The organism is Actinomadura latina NBRC 106108, from assembly GCF_001552195.1.
GTDB classification, from domain to species: Bacteria; Actinomycetota; Actinomycetes; order Streptosporangiales; family Streptosporangiaceae; genus Spirillospora; species Spirillospora latina.
In genome coordinates this window covers 72,185-96,258 of sequence record NZ_BCQS01000017.1, presented here as the reverse complement: position 1 = coordinate 96,258, position 24,074 = coordinate 72,185, and the positions used below count along the sequence as shown (strand labels likewise).

The window sequence follows — 24,074 nt, the reverse complement described above, 5'->3', positions numbered from 1 at the left end:
CTCACACTCCTTCTCGACTGTGCTCATTGTCCCCGGCTACGCGCACGGCGCCGAACCCGCCCGTGGAGCCGAATCCGTCGGTTCCGCGCGCCGCTCCGGGAAGGTCGGCGACCTCGTGGAACACCGCGCGCTCCACCCGCTGCACGACCATCTGCGCAATGCGGTCTCCGCGCCGCAGCGTCACCGTGGCGCGGGGGTCGGTGTTCAGCAGGGTCACCTTGATCTCACCCCGATAGCCGGCGTCGACCGTACCGGGTGCGTTGACTATGGTCACTCCCAACCTAGCGCCCAATCCGGACCTGGGGTGAATGAAAGCCGCGTAGCCGTCCGGCAGCGCGATCGCGACCCCGGTCGGGACGACGGCGCGCTCCCCCGGCGGCAGTTCGACGTCCACGGCGGCGACCAGATCGGCGCCCGCGTCGCCCGGGTGCGCGTACGCGGGCAGGGGCAGCTCCGGATCCAGCCGCTGGATCAGCACATCGACCTTGCTCACGGGACTCCACCTCGACGCTTACCTGCCGGAGAACCACACGACCCTACCCACGGCGCCGTGCCCGGCCGCAGCCGAAACGCCGCCGCGCGAGTCCGGCAGTTGACCCTACCCGTTCCCGGACGTGACCACTTCCGGAAGGTTTGGCCCTGAAGAATCGGATTATGCGTACTGTCGCCTCTGTTACCTGCGGTGCTGCTGTGGGACATTCCATCCCAGCAGGAAGGGGACGGTATGGGAGCACCTGAGCGCAAGGTCACCCACCGGTCGCTGGACGGGGTGCGGGTCCGGCTCACCGGCGCCCACGATCTCGGGCGCCCGTGCACGTCGGTCGCGCGGATCGCCGACCGCGGGCGGCTGCACGAGATCTCCAGCGGCACCCGCGCGGACGCGCTCGGCTGGGCCGAGGACATCGGCGTCGAGCGCTTCGAGCAGGAGTTCCGCATCCAGGGCGGGCGGCTGCGGGTGGGCCGGACGGCGACCCGCGACCGGGACACCGGGCTGAGCGACCCCGTCCTCGCCGCCGTGTGGGAGGGGCGCCGGCACGCGGTGTTCACGCATCTCTACCACGGGCGGCCGGCGGACGCCGTGGCGTTCTTCGACACCGTCCGGCTGACCGAGCACGAGGACGGGATCACCGCCGTCCCGCGCGGCCGGGCCCGCCGCCCCGAGCCGGCCGAGATGGTCAAGGAGGTCCCGGGCCTCGGGCTCCTGGAGATCACCGCGCTGAACACGCAGACGCGCAAGCGGCTGCCGTCGTGGCGCGGCGCGCCGGTCGCCGGCGGCGAGCTGTTCCAGGACACCGTGGAGGGCCAGGGCCCCTACTTCCTGCTGGCGCTCAGATCGCTGCTGGTGACCGTCCTGCCGGAGGAGGACCGGGTGCGCGAGGTCCCGCGGCGGCTCGCCGGGCTGGCGGTCGAGGCGGTCCGGTGACCGGGCTGCTCGCCGGGATCGCCGCGGTCGCGGTCCCGCTGGTATTGCTCGCCTCGGTGACCGGGCAGGTCAGGCACCCCCGCGCGCTGGCCGCCGCGCTGCGGGCGCAGCGGGTGTTCCCGCGCGGGCTCGCCACCGCCCTGGCGGCCTCGGTGATCGTCGCCGAGGCGCTGACCGGCGCGGCCGGCGCGGCGGCGCTGCTGCTCTGGCTGGACGGCCCCATGCGGGCGGCGTCCGGCGCGGCGGCCGTCCTCCTCGGCGTCTACGCGGTCTACGGGACGTACGTGTCCCGCACCCGGAAGGGCGTCCCGTGCGGGTGCGCGGGCGACGGCACGCCGATGACCGGCTGGGTCGCCGGACGGGCCGCCGCGCTCGCCCTGCTCGCCCTCACCGGCGCGCTGCACGGCCTTCCGGCCGGTTCGACCGCATACGAGATGTTCATCGCCAGCGTGGCGGGGCTGGGGTTCGCGGTGCTCCTCTGGACGCTCCCCCGCGCACTGCTCACGGAGAGGAGGACGGCCGGATGAGCTTCCAGAACAGCGCACTGCTGCTGTCGTGGGTCGCGATCCTGCTGCTCGCCCTGGTGGTCGCCGGTCTGGTCCGGCAGGTGCACGCGCTCGGCCAGGGGGCGCCCCGCACGGCCGGGCTCGGCCTCGCGCCGGGCACGCCCGCGCCCGCCTTCGACCGGCTCGGCCCGGGCCTGCTGCTCTTCCTGGACCGGGACTGCGGCGTCTGCACCGACGTGCTGGCCGCCGCGGGCGCGCTGGACCGGCCGCTGCACGCGATCTTCGCGGGCCCGCCGCCGGAGGACGGGTCGCCCGCCGGCGTGACCGTGCTGACCGGCGAGCAGGACGGCCTGTTCGCCGACTACCGCGTCCCCGCCACCCCGTTCGCCGTGCTCGTCGGCACGGACGGGCGGGTGCGGGCCGCGCAGCCCGTGGGCTCGCCCGAAGCCCTCCATGAGCTGACCCCGGAGGCGGTCCAATGATCGAACTGGACGACATCCCGCCGCTGCGCGGGCCGCGCCCCGCCGGGGCCCGGCGGGTCCGGCGGCGTCCCGTCCCGGCGGACGAGCGGAGGTTCCGGCCCGTCCGGCGCAGTGTCCTGACCGGCCTGGCCGCGGCGGGCGCCACCGCCGGGCTGAAGGCGCTCGGCGTGTTCCCGCCCGCCCGGGAGGCGCTCTCGTCCGGGTTCCAGCTGGTCGGCTACTACGACATCTATCCGCGCTGCCCCTCGTACGCGGCCGACCACAACTGCTCCCCCGGCTGCGGGCCGAGCTACGTGTGCAGCTGGTGCTGCCGGACGAGCGGCAAGTACAAGGGCTTCCACAAGTCGGGCGTCTCCGACCCCGGCCGGTACAAGCTGCGCCCCAACCAGTGCTACGGCGGCGGCTACGACGGATGGCTCTGGGCCTACACCAAGAGCTGCGGCAGCTGCAAGAAGGGCGTCACCTGGCGCTGCCACGACGGCTGGAAGAAGTCCAAGAAGGGCAACTGGTACAAGACGATCTGCCGTAAAGCGATGGCGTGCAAGAACTGACGGCCGGGCGGCTGCGGCGGGGCCTCACCGATCCCCTCCTGCCCGTCGCGGCCCTGGTCCTCCTCGCGGTCTCGGCCGCCGCCCTGGACGCCGCCGTCCTGTGCTGGGCGTCGATCGGGGCCCTCGCCGGCTTCTCGCTGTCGGGCAGCGTTTGAACGCGTAACAGCGAGTCCGTGCTGTTCTCGCCAGGTTGGCGAGCTCCCGTACGGCAGGGCGAGGTCCTGGCCGTCTTCACCTCCGGGCTCCTGCTGGGAGGCACCCTCAGCGCCGCGGTGGTGTGGCTGCTGTCCGGCCTCTCCGCGCCGCTCCCGCCGGCGGCCCACACCTGGGCGGTCCTGGCGGTCGCCGCCGTGGGCGCAGCCCGCGAACTCGGCCTGATCCGCCTCCCCCTCCCGCAGAACGCCCGCCAGATCCCCCCGGACGTCCTCCAGACCCGCCTGCGCCGGGGCACCCTCCAATTCGGCTTCGAACTGGGCACCGGCGTCCGCACCTACGTTCCCGCCACGGCCCCCTATGTCCTGGCGCTGGCTCTCCTCTTCGTCCACGAGAACCTGCTGACCGTCCTCCTCACGGGCGCGGCGTTCGGCCTGGGCCGCGCCCTGAGCGCCGCCCTCACCTACCTGGCCCGCGACCACCACCGGGACGCCGCGATAGCCGCCCGGATGCCCCTGACGAAGACCACCACGGCCATCGCCTCCCTTTCCGCCCTCGCGCTCCTTCTTCTGTGACGCCTCCGGCGGGGTTGTACCTGGTGACGTCCGGTGCGTGGGCGGCGGTGGAGCGGGCCGTGCTGCAGCGGCGGATGGCGGCGGCCGGCTGATTCCCCTTGACGGCGCGCCCGGTATCTCGGTTCGATGTAAACCGAACCAGATTCTGGACGCGAGGACGGTGCGCAGTGACGACGACGGTGCCGGACGCCGGCAAGCTGAGCGTGTCGGATCTGGCCTTCTGGGCCCTGCCGCAGGAACGGCGGCTGGCCGAGTTCGCCGGGCTGCGGCGGCGCGAGCATCCGGCGTTCTTCCAGGAGCTGAAGCTGCCGTTCGTCAAGCAGGGCCCCGGCTTCTACGCGCTGGCCAGGCACGCCGACGTCGTCGAGGCCAGCCGCACACCGCAGATCTTCAGCAGCGAGCCGTGCTCGAACAGCATCGCCGACCTGCCCGGGTACCTGGCGCGGTACTTCGGCTCGATGATCAACATGGACGACCCGCGGCACGCCAAGATCCGCAAGATCGTGTCGCGGGCGTTCACCCCGCGCATCCTGGAGAAGATGGAGACCGACCTCCAGTCCGCCGCGACCCGGATCGTGGACGACCTGATCGCGAAGGGGTCGGCGGACTTCGTCACCGATGTCGCCGCACGGCTTCCCCTCCAGGTCATCTGCGACATGATGGGCATCCCCGAGCCCGTCCGCCCGATGGTGTACGAGCGGACGAACATCATCCTGGGGCTCGGCGATCCCGAGTACAGCGGCGGCAAGGACTACACCCGCGACGGCATCACCCGCCTCGGCGCGCTGTACGGGCTGCTCAAGGTGATGGTCGCCGGGTACGAGTTGAACCACCTGGCGATGAAGCTCGCCCGGCGGCGCCGCCGGCACCCGGGCGACGACCTGGTGTCGGCGCTGATCTCCGCCGAGGTGGACGGCGAGCGGCTGACCGACCAGGAGATCGGCTCCTTCTTCATCCTGCTCGTGGTGGCCGGGAACGAGACGACCCGCAACGCGATGTCGCACGGCCTCAAGCTGTTCACCGACAACCCCGAGCAGCGCGCCCTGCTGATGGAGGACTTCGACGCGCGCATGCCGGGCGCCGTCGAGGAGATCGTCCGGATGGCGACGCCCGTCATCCAGTTCCGCCGGACGCTGACGCGCGACCACGTGATGAACGGCCACCAGTACCGCGCGGGCGACAAGGTCCTGCTGTTCTACAACTCCGCCAACCGGGACGAGACGGTCTTCGAGAACCCCGACGTCTTCGACATCACCCGCTCGCCCAACCCGCACGTCGGATTCGGCGGCCCCGGCCCGCACTTCTGCCTCGGCGCGAACCTGGCCCGCCGCGAGATCACCGTGATGTTCCGCGAGCTGTTCACCCGCGTGCCGGACATCCGCGCCACCGGGGAGCCCGACCGCCTCTTCTCCAGCTTCATCAACGGCATCAAGCACCTGCCCTGCACGTTCTGATCTGAGCAGGGGCAGGCGCCACGGGGGTCAGGTGGCGGGCGCCAGCACGACCTCGACGGACAGGTCGGCGGGCGCGGCCTCCAGCGTGAGGTCGGCGATGCGCCCGGCCGCGGCCAGATCCGGCCGCGCGATGTGCATCACCTCCGCGCCGCGGACGACGGCGCGGGCCACATCGGCGCGCATCGACGCCTTCGCCTCCGACTTCGCCTTGCGGACCTGGCGGAGCGCCTCGCCCGTCGCGGCGAGGACGGCCGGGTCGCCGCCCGCCGACAGCTCGGCGGCCGCCGGCCACGACGCCGCGTGCACCGACCCGTGCCGCCACCACGACCAGACCTCTTCGGTCACGAACGGCAGGACGGGCGCGAACAGGCGCAGCAGCACCGACAGCGCCGAGCGCAGCGCGGCCCGCGCCGACTGCGCCTCCGGGCCGTCCCCGTAGGCGCGGGCCTTCACCAGTTCCAGGTAGTCGTCGCAGAACTCCCAGAAGAACCGCTCGGTGCGCTCCAGCGCCCGCGTGTAGTCGTAGCCCTCGAACGCCTGCGTCGCCTCCTGGACGACACCGGAGAGGGTCGCCAGCATCGCCCGGTCCAGCGGCTCCGTCACCGAGGCGCCGGCCTCGACCTCCCCGAGACCGAGGACGAACTTGGAGGCGTTGAGGATCTTGATGGCGAGGCGGCGGCCGACCTTGATCTGGCCGGTGTCGAACGCGGTGTCGGTGCCGGGGCGGCCGCTGGCCGCCCAGTAGCGGACGGCGTCGGAGCCGTACTCGCGCAGCAGGTCGATCGGCGTGACGACGTTGCCCTTGGACTTCGACATCTTCTTGCGGTCCGGGTCGAGGATCCAGCCGGACAGCGCGGTGCCCCGCCACGGCAGCGAGCCGTGCTCCAGATGCGCCCGGACGACCGTGGAGAACAGCCACGTCCGGATGATGTCGTGCGCCTGGGGCCGCAGGTCGTAGGGGAAGACGCGGCCGAACAGGTCGGCGTCGCGCTCCCAGCCGCCCGCGATCTGCGGGGTCAGCGACGACGTCGCCCAGGTGTCCATCACGTCGGGGTCGCCGGCGAAGCCGCCCGGCTTGCCGCGCTGCTCCTCGGTGAAGCCCGGCGGGACGTCGGACGACGGGTCGACCGGCAGCGCGTCCTCGGCCGGGACGATCGGCGCGTCGTGGCGCGGTTCCCCGGCGTCGTCCAGCGGGTACCAGACGGGGATCGGCACGCCGAAGAACCGCTGCCGGGAGATCAGCCAGTCGCCGTTCAGGCCCTCGACCCAGTTCTCGTAGCGTGCGCGCATGTAGCCGGGGTGCCACTCCAGCTCGCGGCCGCGGGCGAGCAGCTCCGCGCGGACGCCCTCGTCGCGGCCGCCGTTGCGGATGTACCACTGCCGGGTCGTGACGATCTCCAGGGGCTTGCTGCCCTTCTCGTAGAACTTCACCGGCCGGCTGATCTTGCGCGGCTCGCCGTCCAGGTCGCCGGACTCGCGGAGCAGTTCGACGACGCGCTCCTTGGCGGAGAAGACCGTCTGGCCCGCCAGCTCCGCGTACGGCTCCGCGGCGACGCCCGCGGGCGGGCCGGCGGCGAGGCGGCCGTCCCAGTCGATGATCGCGCGGGTGGGCAGGTTCAGCTCGCGCCACCAGATGACGTCCGTGACGTCGCCGAACGTGCAGATCATCGCGATGCCGGAGCCCTTGCCGGGCTCGGCCAGGCGGTGCGGGAGGACCGGCACCCGGGTGCCGAACAGGGGCGTGCGGACGGTCGTGCCGAACAGCTCCCGGTACCGCTCGTCGTCGGGGTGGGCGACCAGCGCGACGCACGCGGGCAGCAGCTCCGGGCGCGTCGTCTCGATGTAGACGGGGCGCTCGTCGCCGTGGAAGCGGATCCGGTAGAAGGCCCCGGGATGCTCCCGGTCCTCCAGTTCGGCCTGCGCGACGGCCGTGCGGAACGTGACGTCCCACAGTGTCGGCGCCTCGGAGACGTACGCCTCGCCGCGCGCCAGGTTGCGCAGGAAGGCGCGCTGCGACGCCGTCCGGGAGACGTCCCCGATGGTCGTGTAGAGGTGGTTCCAGTCGACCGAGAGGCCGACCTGGCGCCACATCTCCTCGAAGGCCTTCTCGTCGACCTCGGTGAGCCGTTCGCACAGCTCGATGAAGTTGCGCCGCGAAATCGGCAGCTGGCGTTTCGGGTCCGGCCTGGCCGGCGGCTCGAAGTCCGGGTCGTACGGAAGGGACGGATCGCACCGGACACCGAAATGGTTCTGCACCCGGCGCTCGGTCGGAAGGCCGTTATCGTCCCAGCCCATCGGGTAGAAGACCGCGCGACCGCGCATGCGGTGGAACCGCGCGACGGTATCGGTGTGGGTATAGGAGAAGACGTGGCCGACGTGGAGGGACCCGCTCACGGTGGGCGGGGGGGTGTCGATCGAGTAGACCTCGGCGCGCGGCCGGGTGCGGTCGAAGCGGTAGACGCCCCCGTCCTCCCAGGCGCGTACCCACTTCTCCTCCAGGCCGTCCAGGGAGGGCTTCGGAGGGACATGCGGAGTACGCGGCTGCTCTGTCATGAACCAATGGTATTGACCCCGGCACGGGCCGCACGCCATTTGACCGGTGCCGACGCGGCGATCACCGCGGGCGCCGGGGGCGGACCGTTCCGGTAGCGTCGGAGACGACAGACGAGTGGAGGACGAATATGGCGGATAAAGGCGACATCGGCTGGCGGGTGATGGCCGGCGCCGCAGCGTTCGCGGGCGGCTTCGTCGCGAAGAAGGCCATCACGATGATCTGGAAGAAGAGCACGGGCAAGGAGCCCCCGACGAACCCCGAGTCACCGGACGTCGACCTGGCCGAGGCGGTCGGGTGGGCCGTGGTCATGGGCGTCGGCATGGAGCTGGCCCGGCTGCTCGCCACCCGGGCCGTGGCGCACCAGTACGCCAAGGGCACCGGCCAACTCCCCTCCCATTTCAAGACCGAGGGCTGACCGCCGCGCCGTCGCGGCCGTGCGGCCCGGCTAGGGCTCGAGGTCGCGGCGGCGGTGGTCGCCCGGGAGCGGGGGCGGGGTCCCGGCGCTCTCGCGCAGGTCGTTGCGGACCTTCATGGCCAGGGCCCTGGTCGCGGAGCGGTTGAGGGCGGCGCCCGCGGCGGCACCGGTCAGGAACGGTCCCATGGTGGTCATGGTCCGGCCGAAGGTGCGCAGCATCCGCTTGCGGAGGGCGGACTTGGCGGCGGTGCCGAGGGCGCTCGCGAAAGACCCGGCCTCCAGGGGGTTGATACCGCGCTGCCGGGCCCAGGACGTGACGAACGCGGCGCCGCGGGCCGTGCCGGTGCCCTGGACGCGGACGCCGTACACCTCGTGCAGTTCGGCGATCATCTTGACCTCGACGGCCGCGACGACGAGCGTCTCGGCGGCGAGCTGGGCGGGGGCGGTCAGCAGCAGGGGCGGGGCGCTGAACTGCACGGCGGCGAGCGCGCCGCCGGCCGCGCCGACCGCGGTCGTGCCGTTGCCCGCCACCTTCACGATCCGGTCCGCGAGTTCCTCGCCCATCAGCCCGCGGTGGTGGGCCTGCAACGTCTCAAGGTCGCGGATCGGGATGTGCGGCGCGGCCTCGACGAGCAGGTCGCCGAGCCATTTGCCGCGCGCGACGCCCGCGGCCCCCACCCTGCGGGCGTTCTGGCCGAGCAGCCTGGCCAGTCGTCCGAGCAGGCGGCCGCGGGTCTCGCGGTCCATGTCCTCGTCGGCGGTGAGCCGTCCGATCAGCTCACCCAGTTCCGTGGAGCCGTCGCCGCGCGCCGGCTCCACCTCGTCATGACGCTTCTCGATCTCTCCCGACACCCGGCCACTCCCGGTCAGGCGGCGCACTCGCGGCAGATCGGCTGACCGTTCTTCTCGCCGGCCAGCTGGCTGCGGTGGTGCACCAGGAAGCAGCGCGTGCAGGTGAACTCGTCGGCCTGCCGCGGAACCACCCGGAAGGTGAGCTCCTCGTTGGACAGGTCGGCCCCGGGCAGCTCGGCGACCTCACCGGCGTCCAGGTCCTCGTCGATGATGCTGGCGGCCTTGTCGGCCCGCCGGGCCTGGAGCTCCTGGAGGCTGTCCTCGCTGAGATCGTCGTCTGTCTTGCGTGGGCTGTCGTAGTCGGTCGCCATCTTCTATCTCCATCCCCCTCAGTGCTTTATGCGCCCCGTCGCGCGGATCTAACGCTTAAGGGGCCGTTCTTGTGCCCGATCCGGGCGGGAAATTCTGTCACGGTTGGTGACCTGCGACACACGAGGCGCGACCGTTCCCGCGAGTGACACCCGTCACCCGCATCTTTCCTCGCACTGTGTCTTCCGTCACATATCCGGCGCGTGCCGGCGGCCCGGTTGCCGAACCGGGGCACCAGCCGGAGTTCCCGCGGCGGCCGGGATCATATCGGTCCCGGCGGCGTTGCGCGCGCCGACCGGCCCCGCGCGGCGGGACGCGTGCCGGGACATGCGGCGAGACGGCCCGACCCGGCCGCCGGAACAGCGAACCAGACTGATCGGTGAAACGTCTGAACTAACGCGATATCGTGCCCGCCTGAGGTTGGGGGCGGGCCCCTGCGGAGGTTCACCCGGTGGTTCGTCAGAACGCCGGCACGAGGCCCGCGGCGGGTCCTGCGCACAATGTCGCGCACATCACTGCGGGTCAATGGAGGGTCAGATGCCGGATGCCGCTCCGCTGGAGCCGGGCGATCCGAGGGCACTCGGACAGTACGAGGTCATCGGACGCCTCGGTGCCGGGGGTCAGGGCGCCGTCTTCCTGGGCAAGGCGCCCGGAGGCGAGTACGTCGCGGTCAAGCTGCTGCACGCGCAGATGGCCAACGACCCGGCCGCGCGTGCCCGTTTCACCCGCGAGGTGAGTGCGGCGCAGAAGGTCGAGCCCTTCTGCACGGCGCGGGTGCTGGAGGCCGACGTCCACGGTGACCAGCCCTACGTCGTCAGCGAGTTCATCGACGGGCCGTCCCTGCACGACGTGGTCGCGCACAACGGGCCGCGGAGCGCCGAGGAGCTGGAGCGGCTCGCGATCGGCACGGCGACCGCGCTCGCGGCCATCCACGAGGCCGGGATCGTGCACCGCGACTTCAAGCCGAACAACGTGATGCTGGCCGCCGACGGCCCGCGCGTCGTCGACTTCGGCATCGCCCGGACGGTCAACTCGCAGGAGAGCGCGGTCACCGCGACCGGCATGGTGGTCGGCACGCCCGGCTACCTGGCGCCCGAGCAGCTGACCGGCGCGCCGCTCACCCCGGCCGTCGACATCTTCGCCTGGGGCGCGACCATGGTGTTCGCCGCCACCGGGCAGTCGCCGTTCGAGGCCGAGACGCTGCCGGTCATCATCAACCGGATCCTCAACGAGGAGCCGGACCTGTCGGCGCTGCCCCCGGGCCCGGTGCGCGACCTGGTCGGGCGCTGCCTGTCCAAGGACGCGGGGCTGCGCCCGCCCGCCCCGCAGCTGCTGCTGAACCTGCTCGGGGCCGTCGGCGCGGCGCCCGCCGGGCAGGCGGCGGGGCAGGAGGAGCTGCTCAACCAGGGCACCCGGATCGCCTCGCAGCTGCCGCCGCCGCCACCCGTCCCGCCGGCGCCGCAGCACCGGCCGCAGCCGCAGATCACCCCGCCGCCGATGCCGATGCACCAGGGCGCGATGGCGGGCCCGGCGACGCCGCCGCCGCAGCCGATCACGCCGCCGCCCATGGCGATGTACCAGGGCCCGGCCGTCCCGCCGCCGCCCCCGCCGCAGCAGGGCATGCCGATGCAGCAGGGCATGCCGCCGATGCCGGGGTACGGGCCGCCGCCGAAGCGGTCCAGCTCGGCCGGGCCGATCATCGCGATCGGCTGCGGCGGGCTGGCGCTGATCGTCATCCTGGTGGTCGTGGTGCTGGCGATCATCGGCGCCAACAGCGACGACGACCCGGATCCGTACCCGAGGCCGTACCCGACGAGCACCTACACGCCGCCCGACGACACCACCCCGACGCCGCGCGCGACCGGCGGGCTGGTCGGCAACTTCACCGGCGACGGGAACCAGCCGGGCGCCGGGTCCGGGCACGACAAGTTCGAGGCCAAGTTCTCCCTGATCTACTCGACCGGCGTCGCGACGTACACCTACCCGTCGGGCGCGCAGGACAAGTGCTACACGCGCCTGTCGCTGCTGTCGTCCGAAGACGACAAGGTGGAGTACCGCGAGACTCCGATGGCGGGGATGGACCCGGAGGAGTGCGCCGCCGGGTACATCACCTTCATCCCGACCTCGTCCGGTACGTCGATGCGGTGGGAGTGGCGGCAGAACCAGACCGACCCGAGCCCCGGCGCGTACGGGAACGTGTCGAAGTCCTGATCCCGGTCCGATCGGCCGAACGCCCTGGTCCGCCTCCCGGAGGCGAGCCAGGGCGTTCCGCGTTTCAGGGGCGGGGGCGGGGGCGTCAGCCGGGCGGGAGGCGGACGGTCACGATCAGCCCGCCGCCCGGGCGGGGCACCGCGTAGACGGCGCCGCGGTGCGCGAGCACCACCGAGCGGACGATCGACAGGCCGAGGCCCGCGCCCTTGGACGACTCGACGCGGTCGGCGTTCAGCCGCCGGAACGGCTCGAACAGCCGCTCCACCTCGTAGGCAGGCACCACGGGCCCGGTGTTCTCGACCTGGACGGTGGCGTAGCCGTCGAGCATTCCGGTGCGGATCCAAAGCTCGCCGCCCTCCGCCTCGTTGTGCTTGACCGCGTTCTCCACGAGGTTGGACACGAGGTGCTCCAGCAGCACCGGGTCGCCGAGCGCCGTCCCCTGCGTCAGCTCCGGGTGGACGGCCACGTCGTTGTCGCGCTCGCGGCGCGACGACTGCTCCAGCACCGTCGCCGCCACCTCCGCCATGTCGACCGGGGTGCGGGCGGTCAGCTGCCGCTCGCTGCGGGCGAGCAGCAGCAGCCCCTCGATGAGCCGCTCGTGCCGGGCGTTGGTCGCCAGCAGCGTCTTACCGACCGTGCGCAGGTCGTCGGACACCTCGGGGTCGCCGAGCGCCACCTCCAGCAGCGTCCGGTTGATCGCGAGCGGGGTGCGCAGCTCGTGCGAGGCGTTCGCGACGAACCGGCGCTGCGAGTCGAACGCCTGCCCGAGGCGCTCCAGCATCGCGTCGAAGGTGTCGGCCAGCTCCTTGATCTCGTCGTCCGGGCCCTCCAGCGCTATGCGCTCGTGCAGCGTGCTCTCCGACAGCCGGCGCGCGGTCGTGGTGACCCGCTGCAGCGGGCTGAGCGCCCGGTCGGCGACGAACCAGCCGAGCACCAGCGTGATGACCCCGACCCCGCCGAGCGCGAGCAGCGACCGCCCGACCAGCTGCTTCATCGTCTGCTCGATGAACTGGCGCTGCAGCTCGGCGTTCTCGGCCTCGGTGAAGCCGGGGACGATCAGCTTGACGTTGCCGAGGATGTTGGCCATCAGGAACGACATCACGAACAGCAGCAGCGCGCCGGCCATGAAGAACAGCAGCCCGTACAGCAGGGTGAGGCGCAGCCGCACGCTCATCCGGCCGGGCAGCGCGGTCAGCGGGCCGCCGTCGCCGCGCCACATGCCCTTCGGGGCCGGCGGCGGCTGCGGGACCTGCTGCGGGCCCGGCCGCCGCCACCGGCCGCCGCGCCGCGCGCCGCCGTCACCGGCGGGGACGGCGGTGGGCTGGGTGGTCCGCGCATCGGCGTCCTGCGCGGTGTTCGGGCGCGTGTCGCCGGCCCCGGGAGCCTGCGCGGACGTGCCGGGCTCGTCCGGTCCGGGCTGGGGCGCGGTCACAGCCGGTACCCCACGCCGGGCACGGTCTCGATCACCGGCGGGTCGCCGAGCTTCTTGCGCAGCGTCATCATCGTGACCCGGACGACGTTGGTGAACGGGTCGATGTGCTCGTCCCACGCCTTCTCCAGCAGGTGCTCGGAGCTGACGACCGCGCCGTCCGCGCTGAGCAGCACCTCCAAGACCGCGAACTCCTTGCGGGTCAGCTCGACCGGGCGGCCGTCCCGCGCGACCTCGCGGCGGGCCGGGTCGAGCGTGATCCCGGCGCGTTCCAGGACGGGCGGCAGCGGCGCGGCCGCGCGCCGGCCGAGGGCCCGCACCCGGGCGATCAGCTCGGCGAACGCGAACGGCTTGGCGAGGTAGTCGTCCGCGCCGATGGACAGGCCCTCGACCCGGTCGTCCAGCTCGCCGGCCGCCGTCAGCATGATGATCCGCGCCGGGTAGCGCTGCGCGACGAGCTGCTTGCAGACGTCGTCGCCGTGGACCTTCGGCAGGTCGCGGTCGAGCACGATCACGTCGTACTCGTTGACGCCGGCCCGCTCCAGCGCGCCCGCGCCGTCGTAGGCCACGTCCACGGCCAGCGTCTCCCTGCGCAGGCCGGTGGCGATCGCGTCGGCGAGCACCCGCTCGTCCTCGACGACTAGAACACGCACAGGGTCCCCCTCCTGGTGGGCACGGCCGGCCCTCGGCTCTCAGATATGCCACGGGAGCCGTAAGACGCCCGTAAACAGGCGTTCAGCTCCGTGTACACCCCCCGGTGCCCGCGCGGACGCAACAATCCGCGAAAATTGCACCCGCGAACAGGTTTGCTTTCAGCTTAGGTCTGGGTAGGGCATGGAAACGATCCGGGAGGAGGCCCATGGGCGAGCTGTCACGCATGATCCAGCAGCGGCTCGATGACGCGTACGCGTCGCTGCGCACCGCCCACGCAGAAGGCGACACCTACCTGGCGGACATCCGTCAGGAGGAGATCAGCGAACTGCGCCGGATCGCAGCGAACAACGACATCGGCGTCGAACCACCCCGCTGCGATTGACCGCCGCGTTCCAGAGGGCGCGACCGTGGTCGAGGAGCCCGGGACCATCCGCCGGTCCCGGGCTCCTCGCCGTTCACGGCCTCTCGCGGTCCGCACGTCGGCGGCGCTCAGTCGCGCGTGGGGTCTAGCGGGGCCAGGAGGGCGTGCAGCGCCTCGAACGTGCCCGGCCCGGCCGCCACGGTCAGCTCAGGGCCCGCGGGCGCCCCGTCCAGACCCTCGACGCGACCGCCCGCCTCCTGCACGATCAGCGCGCCGGCGGCGATGTCCCACGCCTGGACGCCGCGCTCGTAGTACGCGTCGACCCGTCCCGCCGCGAGCGAGCACAGGTCCACGCAGCAGGAGCCGCCGCGGCGGATGTCGCGGACGTTCGGCAGCACGCCGGTGAGGACCTGCGCCTGCCGGGCGCGCCGCGCCGCGTCGTAGCCGAACCCGGTGGCGACCAGGGCCTTGCCGAGCGGCACCCGCGCGTTCACCCGCAGTTCGCGGGTGCCGGACGCGGTGTGCAGGAGCGCGCCGCCGCCGCGCACCGCCGTGTACGACTCGCCGCGCCGCGGCACCTCCACCGCGCCGGCGACGGCGGCGCCGTCCACCTCGGCGGCGATGCTGACCGCCCAGTCGGGCAGGTCGTAGAGGTAGTTCACGGTCCCGTCGATCGGGTCGACCACCCACCGGACGCCGCTGCCCCCGGCGCGGGTGCCGCCCTCCTCGCCGAGGAACGCGTCGTCGGGGCGGACCGCCCGGATCCGCTCGATGATCAGCTGCTCGGCGGCGCGGTCCATCTGGGTGACGACGTCGGTCGGGGACGACTTGGTCTGCACGACGTCCGGGCCGTCCGCGGGGCGCTTGTCGACCAGCATCAGGCCGGCCTCCCGCGCGGTCGCGGCGGCGAGTTCGAGAAGGTCGTCGGCCAGGCTCATGCTTCTCCAAGAAGGTCGCGGGGCAGGGCGGCGAAGCGCGGGTCGGCGCCGGGGGTCGCGGCGCGCGCGAACGCGAGGCCGAGCTCGGCGGCCCGGTCGGCGGCCTCCACGTCGAGGTCGTACTTGACCTCCATGTGGTCGGAGACGAAACCGATCGGCACGACCGCGACGGCGCGGACGCCCTCGCCGTGGAGCTCCTCCAGGTGGTCGGTGATCTGCGGCTCCAGCCACGGCTGGCTCGGCGGCCCGCTCCGGCTCTGGTAGACGAGATCCCACGGCGCTCCCGGAGCCGCCCTACCGGCGACCGTCCGCGCGGCCCGCTCCAGTTCCGCGACGTACAGCTCCTGGTTGGGCTGTGACAGGGGGACGCTGTGCGCGGTGAAGACCAGGCGTGCGCCTTCCGGGACCCGGCTCAGGGCGTCCTTGGCCGCGTCCACGAACGGGTCGACGAAGCCGGGCCTGTCGCAGTAGACGGGGAGCTTGTCGATCTCCGGGGCGTCCGGGACCTCCTCACGCGCGCGGGCGATGTCGTTGAGGTACTGGTCGTTCGTGGAGAAGCCGCTGTAGGCGGAGGTCACGAACGCCGCCGCGCGCCGGATCCCGTCGGCCTTCATCTGCCGGACGGTGTCGGCGAGGTAGGGAGTCCAGTTCCGGTTGCCCCAGTAGACCGGCAGGTCCACGCCATGGGCCGCGAAGTCGGCCTCGATCGCGGACTTGAGGTCCCGGCACAACTGGTTGATCGGGCTGACCCCGCCGAACCGGTAGTAGTTCTCCCCTACCTTCTCCAGCCGTTCCTTCGGGATGTTGCGGCCGCGGGTCACGTTCTCCAGGAACGGGATCACGTCCTCGGGCCCCTCCGGTCCCCCGAAGGACAGCAGAAGCAGCGCGTCGTACGACCTCATGCCTCCATCCAACCAGCCGCCGCCGGATGCCCGGCTCTGGGTCAGTCGTACTTCGCCGCGTAGGCCCTGGCGAGGTTCAGGACCTTCTGGACGTACCAGTCGGCGTGGTTGTAGTGCCACACCGCGTTGTAGAGCTGCTTGCCGCCGCGTCCCGCGCCGTTCGCGCACAGGTACTTGGCCGCGCCCGGGATCGCGTCGAAGGGGTTCGTGATGTCGGCCTTGCCGTCCCGGTCGCCGTCCACCCCGTACGCCTTCCACGTCGCGGGCATGAACTGCATGGGGCCGAGCGCGCCCGCGCTGGAGGTGCCGGCGTTGCGTCCGTGGTCGCTCTCCACCTGGCCGATGGCGGCGAGGACCGTCCACGACAGGCCGGGGCAGGTGGTGGCCGCCTGCTTGTACAGGTCCAGATAGCTGGCGGAGCGGCCGCCGCCGGACGACTGGTACTTGCTCTCGTGCAGGTTGAGCACGTCCGTGCCGGAGCCGAGCACCTTGCCGACGGCCTTGACGACCTTGGCCGGGCTCACTCCGGGCGCGTTGACCAGCACCGCCACGTTCGGGACGAGCCCCATCTCGGTACCGGTCTTCTCGCTGACGAGCATGTCGATGCCGGGCAGGCCGAGCGCGCCGGAGCCGCCCATCGTGAGGTTCGGCACCGTCCGCCCGACCACCGGGTACTGGTAGCCCCTGGTCAGCTGGAGCTGCTCGGCGGCGGCCGGGGACACGACGAACTGGTTCCCGGCCAGCGCCTCCCACAGCTCGGTCTTCTTCGCCGTGCCGGGCGGCGTCCAGGAGCGGAACGAGGACGGGTCCACGGCGAACGCGTTCACTTGGCGGCCCTGGATCTGGACGGCGCCGCCCGCGACCGCCGTCACGTCCTTGACCCGGCTCAGCTTCGCGATCCGCCTGATCTTGGCGGCGGAGATCGTGCCGCCGCCGACCGCGAGCACGTCCGGGGGGACCACCCGGCGCAGCGGCGCGACCTGGCCGCCCGTGGCCACGTTGACGGGGTCGCCGGCGCCGGGCGGCGGGTTCCGCGGCGGGTCGGACGCGGCGGGCTCCGACTTCTCCGCGGTCAGCGCCGCGTAGACGCCGCCGGAGGTGCTGGCGATGGCGAGGACGGCGATGCCGCCGATGAGGAACGGCAGCGCCCGGCCGCCCCGCCGCGTCCGGGCGTTCCCGCCGCCGCGCGGGTCGCGCCGCTTCTTCTCCGGCTTGGGCCTCGGCGGGCGGGCGGCGGGCGCCGCGCCCTCGCCGGCCGCCCCCGCGGCATCGCCGGAGGCTCCCGCGATATCGCCGGACGCTCCCGCGACGGGGCCGGTGCGTGATGCTGATGGAGAAGCCACAACATTTCCCAACGAGTCTCGCTACGGACGGTTACCCAGCCGTGGTTACGGGATCGTACGTTATCGCCGGTTCCACGCTCTCCCCCGGCCCCGAAACATGAACTTTCCTCACAATCATTTGCCGAGTAGAGTCGCCGCATGTCCCCCGAGAACACCCGAACGTGGCAGAACTGGGCGGGAAACCAGCAGGCCACACCGCGGCGCGTCGTGACGCCGCGCACCGCCGACGAGGTGGCCGCGGCGGTGCGGTCGGCCGCCGGCGACGGCCTCACCGTCCGCATGACCGGCACCGGGCACTCCTTCACCGGCGCCGCCGTCGCCGAGGGCGTCCTGCTGCGTCCCACGGCGCTCACCGCGGTCCGCTCGGTCGACACCGCCACCGGTCTGGTCACCGTCGAGGCGGGGCTCCCGCTGCACGTGCTCAACCAGGTGCTGGACGAGCACGGTCTCGCGCTGGCGAACATGGGCGACATCCAGGAGCAGACCGTCGCCGGCGCCCTGCAGACCGCCACGCACGGCACGGGACGTGACGCGGCCGGGCTCGTCTCCCAGGTCACCGCGCTGGAGATCGTCCTCGCCGACGGCAGCACCGTCACGTGCTCGCGCGAGGAGCGTCCCGACCTGTTCGACGCCGCACGCGCGGGTCTCGGCGCGCTCGGCGTCGTCACCGCCATCACATGGCGGACCGTCCCGTCGTTCCTCCTGCGCGCGCAGGAGGAGCCGATGAAGTGGGACGAGGTCCTGTCCCGCGTGGACGAGTTCGACGCCGCCAACGAGCACTTCGAGTTCTACTGGTTCCCGCACACCGAGGGCTGCCTGACCAAGCGCAACAACCGCGTCGAGGGCCCCCCGGAGCCGGTGTCCAAGTTCCGGTACTGGCTCGACGACCAGTTCCTGTCGAACACGGTCTTCGGTGTCGTGAACAAGGCCACGCACCTGGCGCCGGCCACGACGCCGTTCGTGAACAAGGTGTCCGCCAAGGCCCTCGGAGCCCGCACGTACAGCGACACGTCCTACAAGATCTTCACGAGCCCGCGGACGGTTCGCTTCAAGGAACAGGAGTACGCGATCCCGCGCGAGGAGCTCGTCCCGGCGCTGCGCGAACTCCGCTCCCTGTTCACCAAGCGCGACTGGCGGATCAGCTTCCCCATCGAAGTCCGGCTCCTGCCGCAGGAGGACGCCTGGCTGTCGATGGCCCACGGGCGGAAGAGCGCGTTCATCGCCGTGCACGTCTACCACCGCGACCCGCATGAGGACTACTTCCGCGGCGTCGAGGAACTGCTGACCGCGCTCGGCGGACGTCCGCACTGGGGCAAGCTCCACACGCGCGACGCGTCCTACCTGGAGAAGGTCTACCCGCGGTTCGGCGACTTCCGCGCCCTGCGCGACGAGCTGGACCCCCAGCGCCTCTTCGCCAACCCGTACACGACGCAGGTCTTCGGCGACTAGCCGGCCGGGGTCTGCGGGGGCTCCACGCCCTGACCGCCGCCGGCCCCGCCGTCCTGCTGGCCCCCTGTCGGCGCCGGCGTGGCCGGAGCCGTGGGCACCGGGGTCGTCGGCTGCTGCGTGGGCTGCTCGGTCGGCCGATCCGTCGGCTGCGGCGCCGGCGTCCCCGGGTCCGTCGAGGGCGTGTCCCCGGTCGGCTCCTGGCTCGGGGTCGTGCCCGGCTCGGTGGGGCCTCCGGACGGGTCCTGCGACGGGGTGCCGTCCGGCTGCCCGCCGCCGCCGTCCACCACGTTGGTGACCGTCAGCCCCCGGTTGCCGCCCCCGCCGATGGGCTCGCCGGTGGCCGCCTCGTAAGCGGTGATCCCGCCGATGACGATGGCGAACACCGCCGCCGACGACACCGCCAGCTTCGCCCAGTGCGCCTTGGCCCACTCGACCGTGTTCTGCCACGCCGTCCGGCGGACGACCTCGCGCACCGCGTCCTCGCCCGCCTCCCCGGCAAGCGAGCCGGCGACCGCGTCCACCGGGTCCCGGCGCGTGGCGCCGGGGTCGCCGCCCGGATCGAGCCGGGTGGCGTTCGGGTCGCCGAACGGATCGAACCGCGTCGCGTTCGGGTCCCCGGACCACACCGCGGTCCGGGTCGGGTCGGCGCTCCTCGCCTCGTCCGCCGCGCTCTCGGCCGCCGTCCGCCGCCGCACCGCGGTCTGCAGGTGCGTCAGCTCCTTGATCTGGTCCCGGCCCTGGTCGAGGTAGTGCTTGCCGACCGCCGACCCCGCCGTCGAGATCAAGCTCATCAGGGCCGCGCCGATGATCGTCCCGTACACGCCCAGGTAGGACGCCCCCAGGGCGGCGACCGCCGTCGCCGCCGCACTCGCGATCAGCTGCGTCGTACTGAGATCCGGCAGCTTGCGCGGCATGCCTGCGTTCACCCCTGTCTGCGTCCGTCCGGCCCCCCGCCCGCCGCCGTTCCATCGGCGAGCTTCGCCCGGGCCCTGACTAAATCCCCCTGATCAAGAACGTAATCGGAAGATCTGCGTGTTCCTGCCCACGACGTGACTCTCGCAACGTCCACCACTGGAACCGGACAGGCTCGTCAGGCACGGTGTGGAAAAGGATGCACAAGAATCGGGCATGGCGCCCTCTCGCGGGTCGCGGCGCGGGCAAGCTTGGTCAGGTGCCCTCTTCGACCTCGTGAAGGGGGCTTCGAGAGCGGCGATGTTCGGACATGCCGGGTACGGTGCTGGCAGCAGGTGTGTCCGGAAGAGAGACTCGGGAACCCGGGGGAAAGGGCACGCATGCGCCCTCGGTGGGCATCGGGCGGCCGGCCGTGAGAGCACGGCCGAGCGATCCGGCGTCCTCCGTGCCATCAGGACAGGGCAGGAAGGACACGCATGCAGGAGCTGCGCCTCGTCGCGGTCAGCGAGGACGGTACGTACCTCGTCCTGGCCACCGCGGGCCGAGGCACCCGGTTCACCCTGCCCGTCGACGACCGGCTCCGCGCAGCGGTCCGTGGGCACTTCTCCCGCCTCGGCCAGTTCGAGATCGAAGTGGAGAATCCCTTGCGCCCCAAGGAGATCCAGGCCCGCATCCGCTCCGGCGAGACCGCTGAGGAGATCGCCGAATCGGCGGGTATCCCGGTCGAGCGCGTCCGCTGGTTCGAGGGGCCGGTCCTGCAGGAACGCGAGTACATGGCCCAGCAGGCGCAGCGCGTCTCCGTCCGCCGGCCCGGCGAGTCCACCCCGGGCCCGCCGCTCGGCGAGACCGTCGAGGAGCGCCTCGGCCGCGGCGGCGTCGACCTGGACGAGGTCGAGTGGGACTCCTGGAAGTGCGAGGACGGCACCTGGCGCGTCCGGCTGTCCTTCTTCGAGGGCGGCCGCCCGCACGCCGCCGAGTGGACCTTCGACCCGCGCCGCCGGCACGTCTCCCCGCTGGACGAGATCGCCGCCCGCCTCACCTCCGTCGAATGGGACGACGACGCGCTCTCCGACACCGTCACCCCGCTCGTCCCGCGCCGTCCCGCGATGAAGGTCGTCGGCAGCGACCGCGACCGCGACGTGCGCGGCCTACCGCCCGAACCGGAGCAGCCCGGCCCTCCCGGGTCCCTCCGCGCCGCCGAGCCCCGCGAGTACATCATCGAGCGCGGCCGCATGATCGACCCGCGCCCCGCCTTCCGCGAACCGCCCGGGACCGCCCCCCTGCGCGAGGCCTCCGCCCCGCTCGGACGGCACGAGGCGGCACAGGCTCCGGCCACCCCCCGCCCCCACGACGAGGACGACTTCGACCTCACCGAGACCCGCGAACCCGAGGCGGTCCGTCCGCGCGCCGAGGACGCGGGCACGCGGGACGACCCCGCCACCGGCCTGCGCGACGCCTCGCGGGCACGCGACGAAGGCGAAGCACGGCAGCGTGCGGGTGCGGGCGTCCCGTCCCGGGATGAGCGCGGCCGCGAAGAGCCACGCCGGCCGGCGCTGGACGAGCGCCAGGCGACGGCGGGCGGCGCCCGCGAGCAGGAGGTCAGCGAAGCGCCGCAGGAGGCGCGCGGCGCGTCGGTGCAGGACGAACGCGAAACGGCACAGGGCGGCGAGACCTCCCCGGCGACCCAGAGCACGGACACCCAGCCGCAGGAAGCACGCCGCGAACGTGAGACGGCACCGACCGGCACGGACGTCCGGACAACCGAAGAAGCCGGCCAAGCACAGCAAGAGGCGCGCGGCACCTCGGCGCAGGACGAACACGAGGTGGCACAGGCCGGCGACACCACCCCGGCGAACCACACCGTCCAGCCGCAAGACCACGACGAAACCGGCGATGCACGTCAGGGTGACAGCGCCCAGGGAACGCGCGGCGAGTCCGGTGCGGCAGTGCGGGACGAGCGTGAGGTGGCGGCGGGCGAAGCCGTCCAGCCGGATGACGAGGACGAGGACGAGACCGGCGAAGCGCACGAAGCGCACGAAGCGCACGAGGTGGCCGGGGAGGCCGCCCGGGCGCGGGACGGGGACGAACCCGACGCGCGGCCGGACGCCGAGGAGCGGTCGCGTGGCGCGGCGGACGCGGGCAGGGCCGCCCCGGTGCAGAAGCCGCCGGCGCCGCGGCAGCCTGCGCGGGCGCCGGCGAAGAAGAAGCCGGGCACCCGTCCGACCATGCCCGCCGCTCAGGACAAGCCGGCCACCGGCTCGCCCGCCGCGGCGGCGAGCAGCGAGAGCACGCCGGCGCAGCGGCCGGCGCGGCGGCGCAAGTCCAAGGCCAAGCGCGCCTCCGTCCCGTCCTGGGACGAGATCATGTTCGGCGCGCGCCGCCCCGACTAGGCGGCGCGCCGGCGGCGAGGAACGGGGTCAGCCACTCGGGGGTGATCGCGGCGGCCAGCGCCACCGCGTCCCCCTCCGCCATGTCGGCCGAGGAGTAGCCGCCGTCGCCCGCGCCGACGGCGGCGAACAGCGTGGCCAGGCCGAGGCGGCGCTGGAACAGGGTGCGGCGGACGCGCCAGCCGACGATGGCGCTGTGCTCGACGACGACCTGGCGCCGGCGCAGCGAACCGGACCGGACGGTGAGGCGCTCGCCGTCGGAGGCGTGGCCGAGCTGGCGGTAGCGGTCCAGGCCGAGGGGGACGGCGAGGACGGCCGCGGTGGCGCACGCGCCGGCGACCCAGGGCTGGCCGGCGAGGACGGCCAGGACGGCGACGCCGGCCGGGGGCGCGACGGCGCGGGCGACGCGGCGGCTCCGCGCGGCGGGCGGGTGCGCGATCAGGGGGCCGGGGACGTTGCCGACGACGCGGGCGGCGAGGGACTCGGAGACCGGGCGGGGGGCCGCGGGCAGCAGGCGGCCCCGGTGGGCGGCGTCCCCGAGGCCGGTGATGAGGGCGCCGACGCGGGTCACGCGGGCGAGGCGCTCGAACGGGTTGTCGGTGAGTTCGACGCCGCGCAGCCGGCGGCGTTCGAGGGAGACGCTGCGGCGGGTGAGCAGGCCGCGCTCGGCGACGACGGAGCCGTCCCGCTCGTGGACGGTGAAGTCCCAGTTGAAGAGCATGAACGCGATCACCGACATGACCGGCATGGCGATCAGCACGAGGATGATCAGCGCGACGACGAGGGCCGTGGACAGGCCGACCACGTCGTGGCCGAAGTCCTCCACGCGCTCCCGCGTGATCAGCCCGAGGTCGTCCCCGAGGTTGTAGAGGGTGCCGAGGAGGCTGCCCGCGACCGCGAACGGGGTCAGCAGGTAGGCGCCGCTGAGCGGGGCGTACACGTACCAGCGGCGGCGCATGCGGGCGAGGACGCGGCGGGGCGGGGCGGGGGCGTCCCGGGCCAGCAGGACGCGGCGGAGCCGTTCAGCCTCCCGCAGGGAGACGGCGTTGAGCTCGCCCTCGCCGCCGTCCGCCCCCGCGTCGATGCGGACGATCGCCAGGCCGAGCAGCCTGTGCGGGAGGTTCGCGCTGATGTCGACGCCGCGGATGCGGTCGCGCGGGATGCTCTTGACCGACCGTCCTATGAGGGCCCGCCGCAGTTCTATGCGGTCGTCGTGCAGGACGTAGGTGAACGTCATCCAGTTGGCGATGTGGAAGAGCAGCCCCAGCGCGAGGCCGACCAGGGTGAAGTAGAACGCCGTGGACATTCCGCCGACGAGGAGGCCCGTGGCTCCGGCGGCGATGAGGGCGAGGAGTTCGCGGACGGCGCCGACGACGAACGTGAGCGGGTGCAGCCGCACGTTCACGTCGCGTCGTCGCGGAGGTCGTGGGCGCGGTGCGCCAGGTCCTCGGCCAGCCGGGTGGCGACGTCCACGGGCAGCCCGGACACCTCCGACGAGCCGGTGTGGGAGGCCGTGTTGACCTCGATGGTGGCGAGCCCCAGCATCCGTTCGATCCACCCCTGCTTGCTGTCGACGGTCTGGATGCGTCCGACGGGCACGAGAAGCCATTCGCGGCTGAACCAGCCCGTGCGGGTGTAGACGACGTCGGCGCTGACCTCCCAGCGGTGGACGCGGTAACGCCAGACGGGCGCGACGGTCACCATGAGGAGCCCGGCGGCGCCGACGATGTAGGGCAGCCAGCCGACGCGGCCGGACACCCAGCCGGGCAGGGCGTCCCAGTCGGAGTCGCCCACCCAGGCGGCCACCCCCAGCGCGAGCCCGAACGCGAGCCCCCACAGCAGCAGGTACTCGATCGCCCAGTGCGCGATGGCGCGGGGCGAGACCCGGTGTTCGGGCGGCCGCAGCCGCGGCGGGCGCGGCCCCCCGCCGTCCCTCTGGTGACCGCGCCGCACCGTCGTCACACCGCGAGTTTAGAACGCCGCGGGGCCCCCTACAGCCGGTCCGTCCGGGACCGATCACCGGAAACGGCGGCACGATCGCGGCGCCGGCGACGTTTTGTCAGTGGCGGATGCGACTTTGTCAGTGGCGGATGCGAAGTTGAGCACGCGTCTCACGCATCTGGCAGAGCTTGGCAGGGGCGGCGGAAAAACCGAATGCACACCACCCCGGACACCGCATATTTTGGCTGGCCCCCGGTCGGAGGGGCACAGACG

General features: G+C 72.9%; 24 protein-coding genes. 12 read left to right on the top strand and 12 right to left on the bottom strand.

Going from position 1 to position 24,074, the window contains the following annotated elements; all coding sequences use genetic code 11:
* Nucleotide 1 precedes the first annotated feature (1 nt).
* Nucleotides 2-493, bottom strand: coding sequence for a dUTP diphosphatase (dut, locus tag AL2_RS22095; protein ID WP_067636429.1), 492 nt, complete (start codon nt 491-493; stop codon nt 2-4).
* A 231-nt stretch (nt 494-724) separates the two neighbouring features.
* Between dut and AL2_RS22090 the strand changes: the two genes are divergently transcribed.
* The 7 genes from AL2_RS22090 (at nt 725) to AL2_RS22065 (ending at nt 5,144) form a co-directional block, all read left to right on the top strand.
* Nucleotides 725-1,423, top strand: coding sequence for a hypothetical protein (locus AL2_RS22090; RefSeq protein ID WP_067636427.1), 699 nt, complete (start codon nt 725-727; stop codon nt 1,421-1,423).
* Nucleotides 1,420-1,950 (top strand): MauE/DoxX family redox-associated membrane protein, encoded by a 531-nt coding sequence (locus tag AL2_RS37620; RefSeq protein WP_067636425.1) that lies wholly within the window; start codon nt 1,420-1,422, stop codon nt 1,948-1,950. The genes AL2_RS22090 and AL2_RS37620 overlap by 4 nt, the downstream gene beginning before the upstream one ends.
* Nucleotides 1,947-2,411, top strand: coding sequence for a hypothetical protein (locus tag AL2_RS22080; RefSeq protein ID WP_067636423.1), 465 nt, complete (start codon nt 1,947-1,949; stop codon nt 2,409-2,411). The genes AL2_RS37620 and AL2_RS22080 overlap by 4 nt, the downstream gene beginning before the upstream one ends.
* Nucleotides 2,408-2,962, top strand: a complete 555-nt coding sequence (locus AL2_RS22075) for a hypothetical protein (protein ID WP_067636420.1) — start codon at nt 2,408-2,410, stop codon at nt 2,960-2,962. Before AL2_RS22080 ends, AL2_RS22075 begins: the two co-directional genes overlap by 4 nt.
* Nucleotides 2,950-3,117, top strand: coding sequence for a hypothetical protein (locus AL2_RS38125; RefSeq protein WP_168444607.1), 168 nt, complete (start codon nt 2,950-2,952; stop codon nt 3,115-3,117). The genes AL2_RS22075 and AL2_RS38125 overlap by 13 nt, the downstream gene beginning before the upstream one ends.
* Nucleotides 3,118-3,135: 18 nt before the next feature.
* Nucleotides 3,136-3,690, top strand: coding sequence for a hypothetical protein (locus AL2_RS39805; protein ID WP_083946771.1), 555 nt, complete (start codon nt 3,136-3,138; stop codon nt 3,688-3,690).
* A 167-nt stretch (nt 3,691-3,857) separates the two neighbouring features.
* Nucleotides 3,858-5,144 (top strand): cytochrome P450, encoded by a 1,287-nt coding sequence (locus AL2_RS22065; RefSeq protein WP_067636418.1) that lies wholly within the window; start codon nt 3,858-3,860, stop codon nt 5,142-5,144.
* Between the two features lie 27 nt (nt 5,145-5,171).
* Here the strand turns inward: AL2_RS22065 and valS are convergent, their stop codons facing one another.
* The gene (gene valS / locus AL2_RS22060; RefSeq protein WP_067636416.1) at nt 5,172-7,697 is read right to left on the bottom strand and encodes a valine--tRNA ligase; all 2,526 of its coding nucleotides are present in this window, start codon (nt 7,695-7,697) and stop codon (nt 5,172-5,174) included.
* 128 nt (nt 7,698-7,825) lie between these two features.
* Here valS and AL2_RS22055 point away from each other — a divergent pair, with 128 nt between their 5' ends.
* A complete protein-coding gene (locus AL2_RS22055; RefSeq protein WP_067636414.1) occupies nt 7,826-8,113 on the top strand; it encodes a DUF4235 domain-containing protein in 288 nt (95 codons plus the stop codon).
* A 30-nt stretch (nt 8,114-8,143) separates the two neighbouring features.
* On the opposite strand, the gene AL2_RS22050 is transcribed toward AL2_RS22055, so the two are convergent.
* Complete coding sequence (locus AL2_RS22050; protein ID WP_245666823.1) at nt 8,144-8,965, bottom strand: hypothetical protein; 822 nt, start codon at nt 8,963-8,965, stop codon at nt 8,144-8,146.
* 14 nt (nt 8,966-8,979) lie between these two features.
* Nucleotides 8,980-9,276, bottom strand: coding sequence for a DUF4193 domain-containing protein (locus AL2_RS22045; RefSeq protein ID WP_067488409.1), 297 nt, complete (start codon nt 9,274-9,276; stop codon nt 8,980-8,982).
* 535 nt (nt 9,277-9,811) lie between these two features.
* Here AL2_RS22045 and AL2_RS22040 point away from each other — a divergent pair.
* A complete protein-coding gene (locus AL2_RS22040) occupies nt 9,812-11,485 on the top strand; it encodes a serine/threonine-protein kinase (protein ID WP_067636412.1) in 1,674 nt (557 codons plus the stop codon).
* Nucleotides 11,486-11,570: 85 nt separating this feature from the next.
* On the opposite strand, the gene AL2_RS22035 is transcribed toward AL2_RS22040, so the two are convergent.
* Nucleotides 11,571-12,917, bottom strand: a complete 1,347-nt coding sequence (locus tag AL2_RS22035) for a sensor histidine kinase (RefSeq protein ID WP_245666821.1) — start codon at nt 12,915-12,917, stop codon at nt 11,571-11,573.
* Nucleotides 12,914-13,567, bottom strand: coding sequence for a response regulator transcription factor (locus AL2_RS22030; protein WP_024935038.1), 654 nt, complete (start codon nt 13,565-13,567; stop codon nt 12,914-12,916). The genes AL2_RS22035 and AL2_RS22030 overlap by 4 nt, the downstream gene beginning before the upstream one ends.
* A 206-nt stretch (nt 13,568-13,773) precedes the next feature.
* Here AL2_RS22030 and AL2_RS38120 point away from each other — a divergent pair, with 206 nt between their 5' ends.
* Nucleotides 13,774-13,950: a hypothetical protein gene (locus tag AL2_RS38120; RefSeq protein WP_168444606.1), complete on the top strand. Its 177-nt coding sequence runs from the start codon at nt 13,774-13,776 to the stop codon at nt 13,948-13,950.
* A 107-nt stretch (nt 13,951-14,057) separates the two neighbouring features.
* On the opposite strand, the gene AL2_RS22025 is transcribed toward AL2_RS38120, so the two are convergent.
* From AL2_RS22025 to AL2_RS22015, 3 genes are read right to left on the bottom strand one after another with little or no spacing between them, the layout of a single operon-like run.
* Nucleotides 14,058-14,867 (bottom strand): inositol monophosphatase family protein, encoded by an 810-nt coding sequence (locus tag AL2_RS22025; protein WP_067636410.1) that lies wholly within the window; start codon nt 14,865-14,867, stop codon nt 14,058-14,060.
* Entirely contained in the window at nt 14,864-15,769 is a 906-nt protein-coding gene (locus AL2_RS22020) for a ferrochelatase (RefSeq protein WP_067636408.1), read from the bottom strand. The genes AL2_RS22025 and AL2_RS22020 overlap by 4 nt, the downstream gene beginning before the upstream one ends.
* Before the next feature lie 41 nt (nt 15,770-15,810).
* Nucleotides 15,811-17,112, bottom strand: a complete 1,302-nt coding sequence (locus tag AL2_RS22015; RefSeq protein WP_245666819.1) for a lytic transglycosylase domain-containing protein — start codon at nt 17,110-17,112, stop codon at nt 15,811-15,813.
* Between the two features lie 138 nt (nt 17,113-17,250).
* Here AL2_RS22015 and AL2_RS22010 point away from each other — a divergent pair, with 138 nt between their 5' ends.
* Nucleotides 17,251-18,561, top strand: a complete 1,311-nt coding sequence (locus tag AL2_RS22010; protein WP_067636406.1) for a D-arabinono-1,4-lactone oxidase — start codon at nt 17,251-17,253, stop codon at nt 18,559-18,561.
* On the opposite strand, the gene AL2_RS22005 is transcribed toward AL2_RS22010, so the two are convergent.
* A complete protein-coding gene (locus AL2_RS22005; protein WP_067636404.1) occupies nt 18,558-19,475 on the bottom strand; it encodes a hypothetical protein in 918 nt (305 codons plus the stop codon). The genes AL2_RS22010 and AL2_RS22005 overlap by 4 nt on opposite strands.
* Nucleotides 19,476-19,949: 474 nt before the next feature.
* Between AL2_RS22005 and sepH the strand changes: the two genes are divergently transcribed.
* On the top strand, nt 19,950-21,863 hold the full coding sequence (gene sepH / locus AL2_RS39335) for a septation protein SepH (RefSeq protein WP_245666818.1): 1,914 nt from the start codon (nt 19,950-19,952) through the stop codon (nt 21,861-21,863).
* On the opposite strand, the gene AL2_RS21995 is transcribed toward sepH, so the two are convergent.
* Together AL2_RS21995 and AL2_RS21990 are read right to left on the bottom strand one after the other, a co-directional pair.
* The gene (locus AL2_RS21995) at nt 21,835-23,265 is read right to left on the bottom strand and encodes a PH domain-containing protein (protein ID WP_067636402.1); all 1,431 of its coding nucleotides are present in this window, start codon (nt 23,263-23,265) and stop codon (nt 21,835-21,837) included. The two genes, sepH and AL2_RS21995, sit on opposite strands and share 29 nt — an antisense overlap.
* Nucleotides 23,262-23,822 carry a PH domain-containing protein gene (locus tag AL2_RS21990; protein WP_067636400.1) on the bottom strand — a complete coding sequence of 187 codons (561 nt, stop codon included), beginning with the start codon at nt 23,820-23,822 and terminating at the stop codon, nt 23,262-23,264. Before AL2_RS21990 ends, AL2_RS21995 begins: the two co-directional genes overlap by 4 nt.
* Nucleotides 23,823-24,074 lie beyond the last annotated feature (252 nt).

What these genes read in the sequence shown, in the direction of transcription:
- AL2_RS22090 (WP_067636427.1), top strand. Translation starts at nt 725, where the DNA reads ATGGGAGCACCTGAGCGCAAGGTCACCCACCGGTCGCTGGACGGGGTG.
- AL2_RS22080 (WP_067636423.1), top strand. Translation starts at nt 1,947, where the DNA reads ATGAGCTTCCAGAACAGCGCACTGCTGCTGTCGTGGGTCGCGATCCTG.
- AL2_RS22075 (WP_067636420.1), top strand. Translation starts at nt 2,408, where the DNA reads ATGATCGAACTGGACGACATCCCGCCGCTGCGCGGGCCGCGCCCCGCC.
- valS (WP_067636416.1), bottom strand. Translation starts at nt 7,697, where the DNA reads ATGACAGAGCAGCCGCGTACTCCGCATGTCCCTCCGAAGCCCTCCCTG.
- AL2_RS22055 (WP_067636414.1), top strand. Translation starts at nt 7,826, where the DNA reads ATGGCGGATAAAGGCGACATCGGCTGGCGGGTGATGGCCGGCGCCGCA.
- AL2_RS22045 (WP_067488409.1), bottom strand. Translation starts at nt 9,276, where the DNA reads ATGGCGACCGACTACGACAGCCCACGCAAGACAGACGACGATCTCAGC.
- AL2_RS22040 (WP_067636412.1), top strand. Translation starts at nt 9,812, where the DNA reads ATGCCGGATGCCGCTCCGCTGGAGCCGGGCGATCCGAGGGCACTCGGA.
- AL2_RS38120 (WP_168444606.1), top strand. Translation starts at nt 13,774, where the DNA reads ATGGGCGAGCTGTCACGCATGATCCAGCAGCGGCTCGATGACGCGTAC.
- AL2_RS22025 (WP_067636410.1), bottom strand. Translation starts at nt 14,867, where the DNA reads ATGAGCCTGGCCGACGACCTTCTCGAACTCGCCGCCGCGACCGCGCGG.
- AL2_RS22020 (WP_067636408.1), bottom strand. Translation starts at nt 15,769, where the DNA reads ATGAGGTCGTACGACGCGCTGCTTCTGCTGTCCTTCGGGGGACCGGAG.
- AL2_RS22010 (WP_067636406.1), top strand. Translation starts at nt 17,251, where the DNA reads ATGTCCCCCGAGAACACCCGAACGTGGCAGAACTGGGCGGGAAACCAG.
- AL2_RS22005 (WP_067636404.1), bottom strand. Translation starts at nt 19,475, where the DNA reads ATGCCGCGCAAGCTGCCGGATCTCAGTACGACGCAGCTGATCGCGAGT.
- sepH (WP_245666818.1), top strand. Translation starts at nt 19,950, where the DNA reads ATGCAGGAGCTGCGCCTCGTCGCGGTCAGCGAGGACGGTACGTACCTC.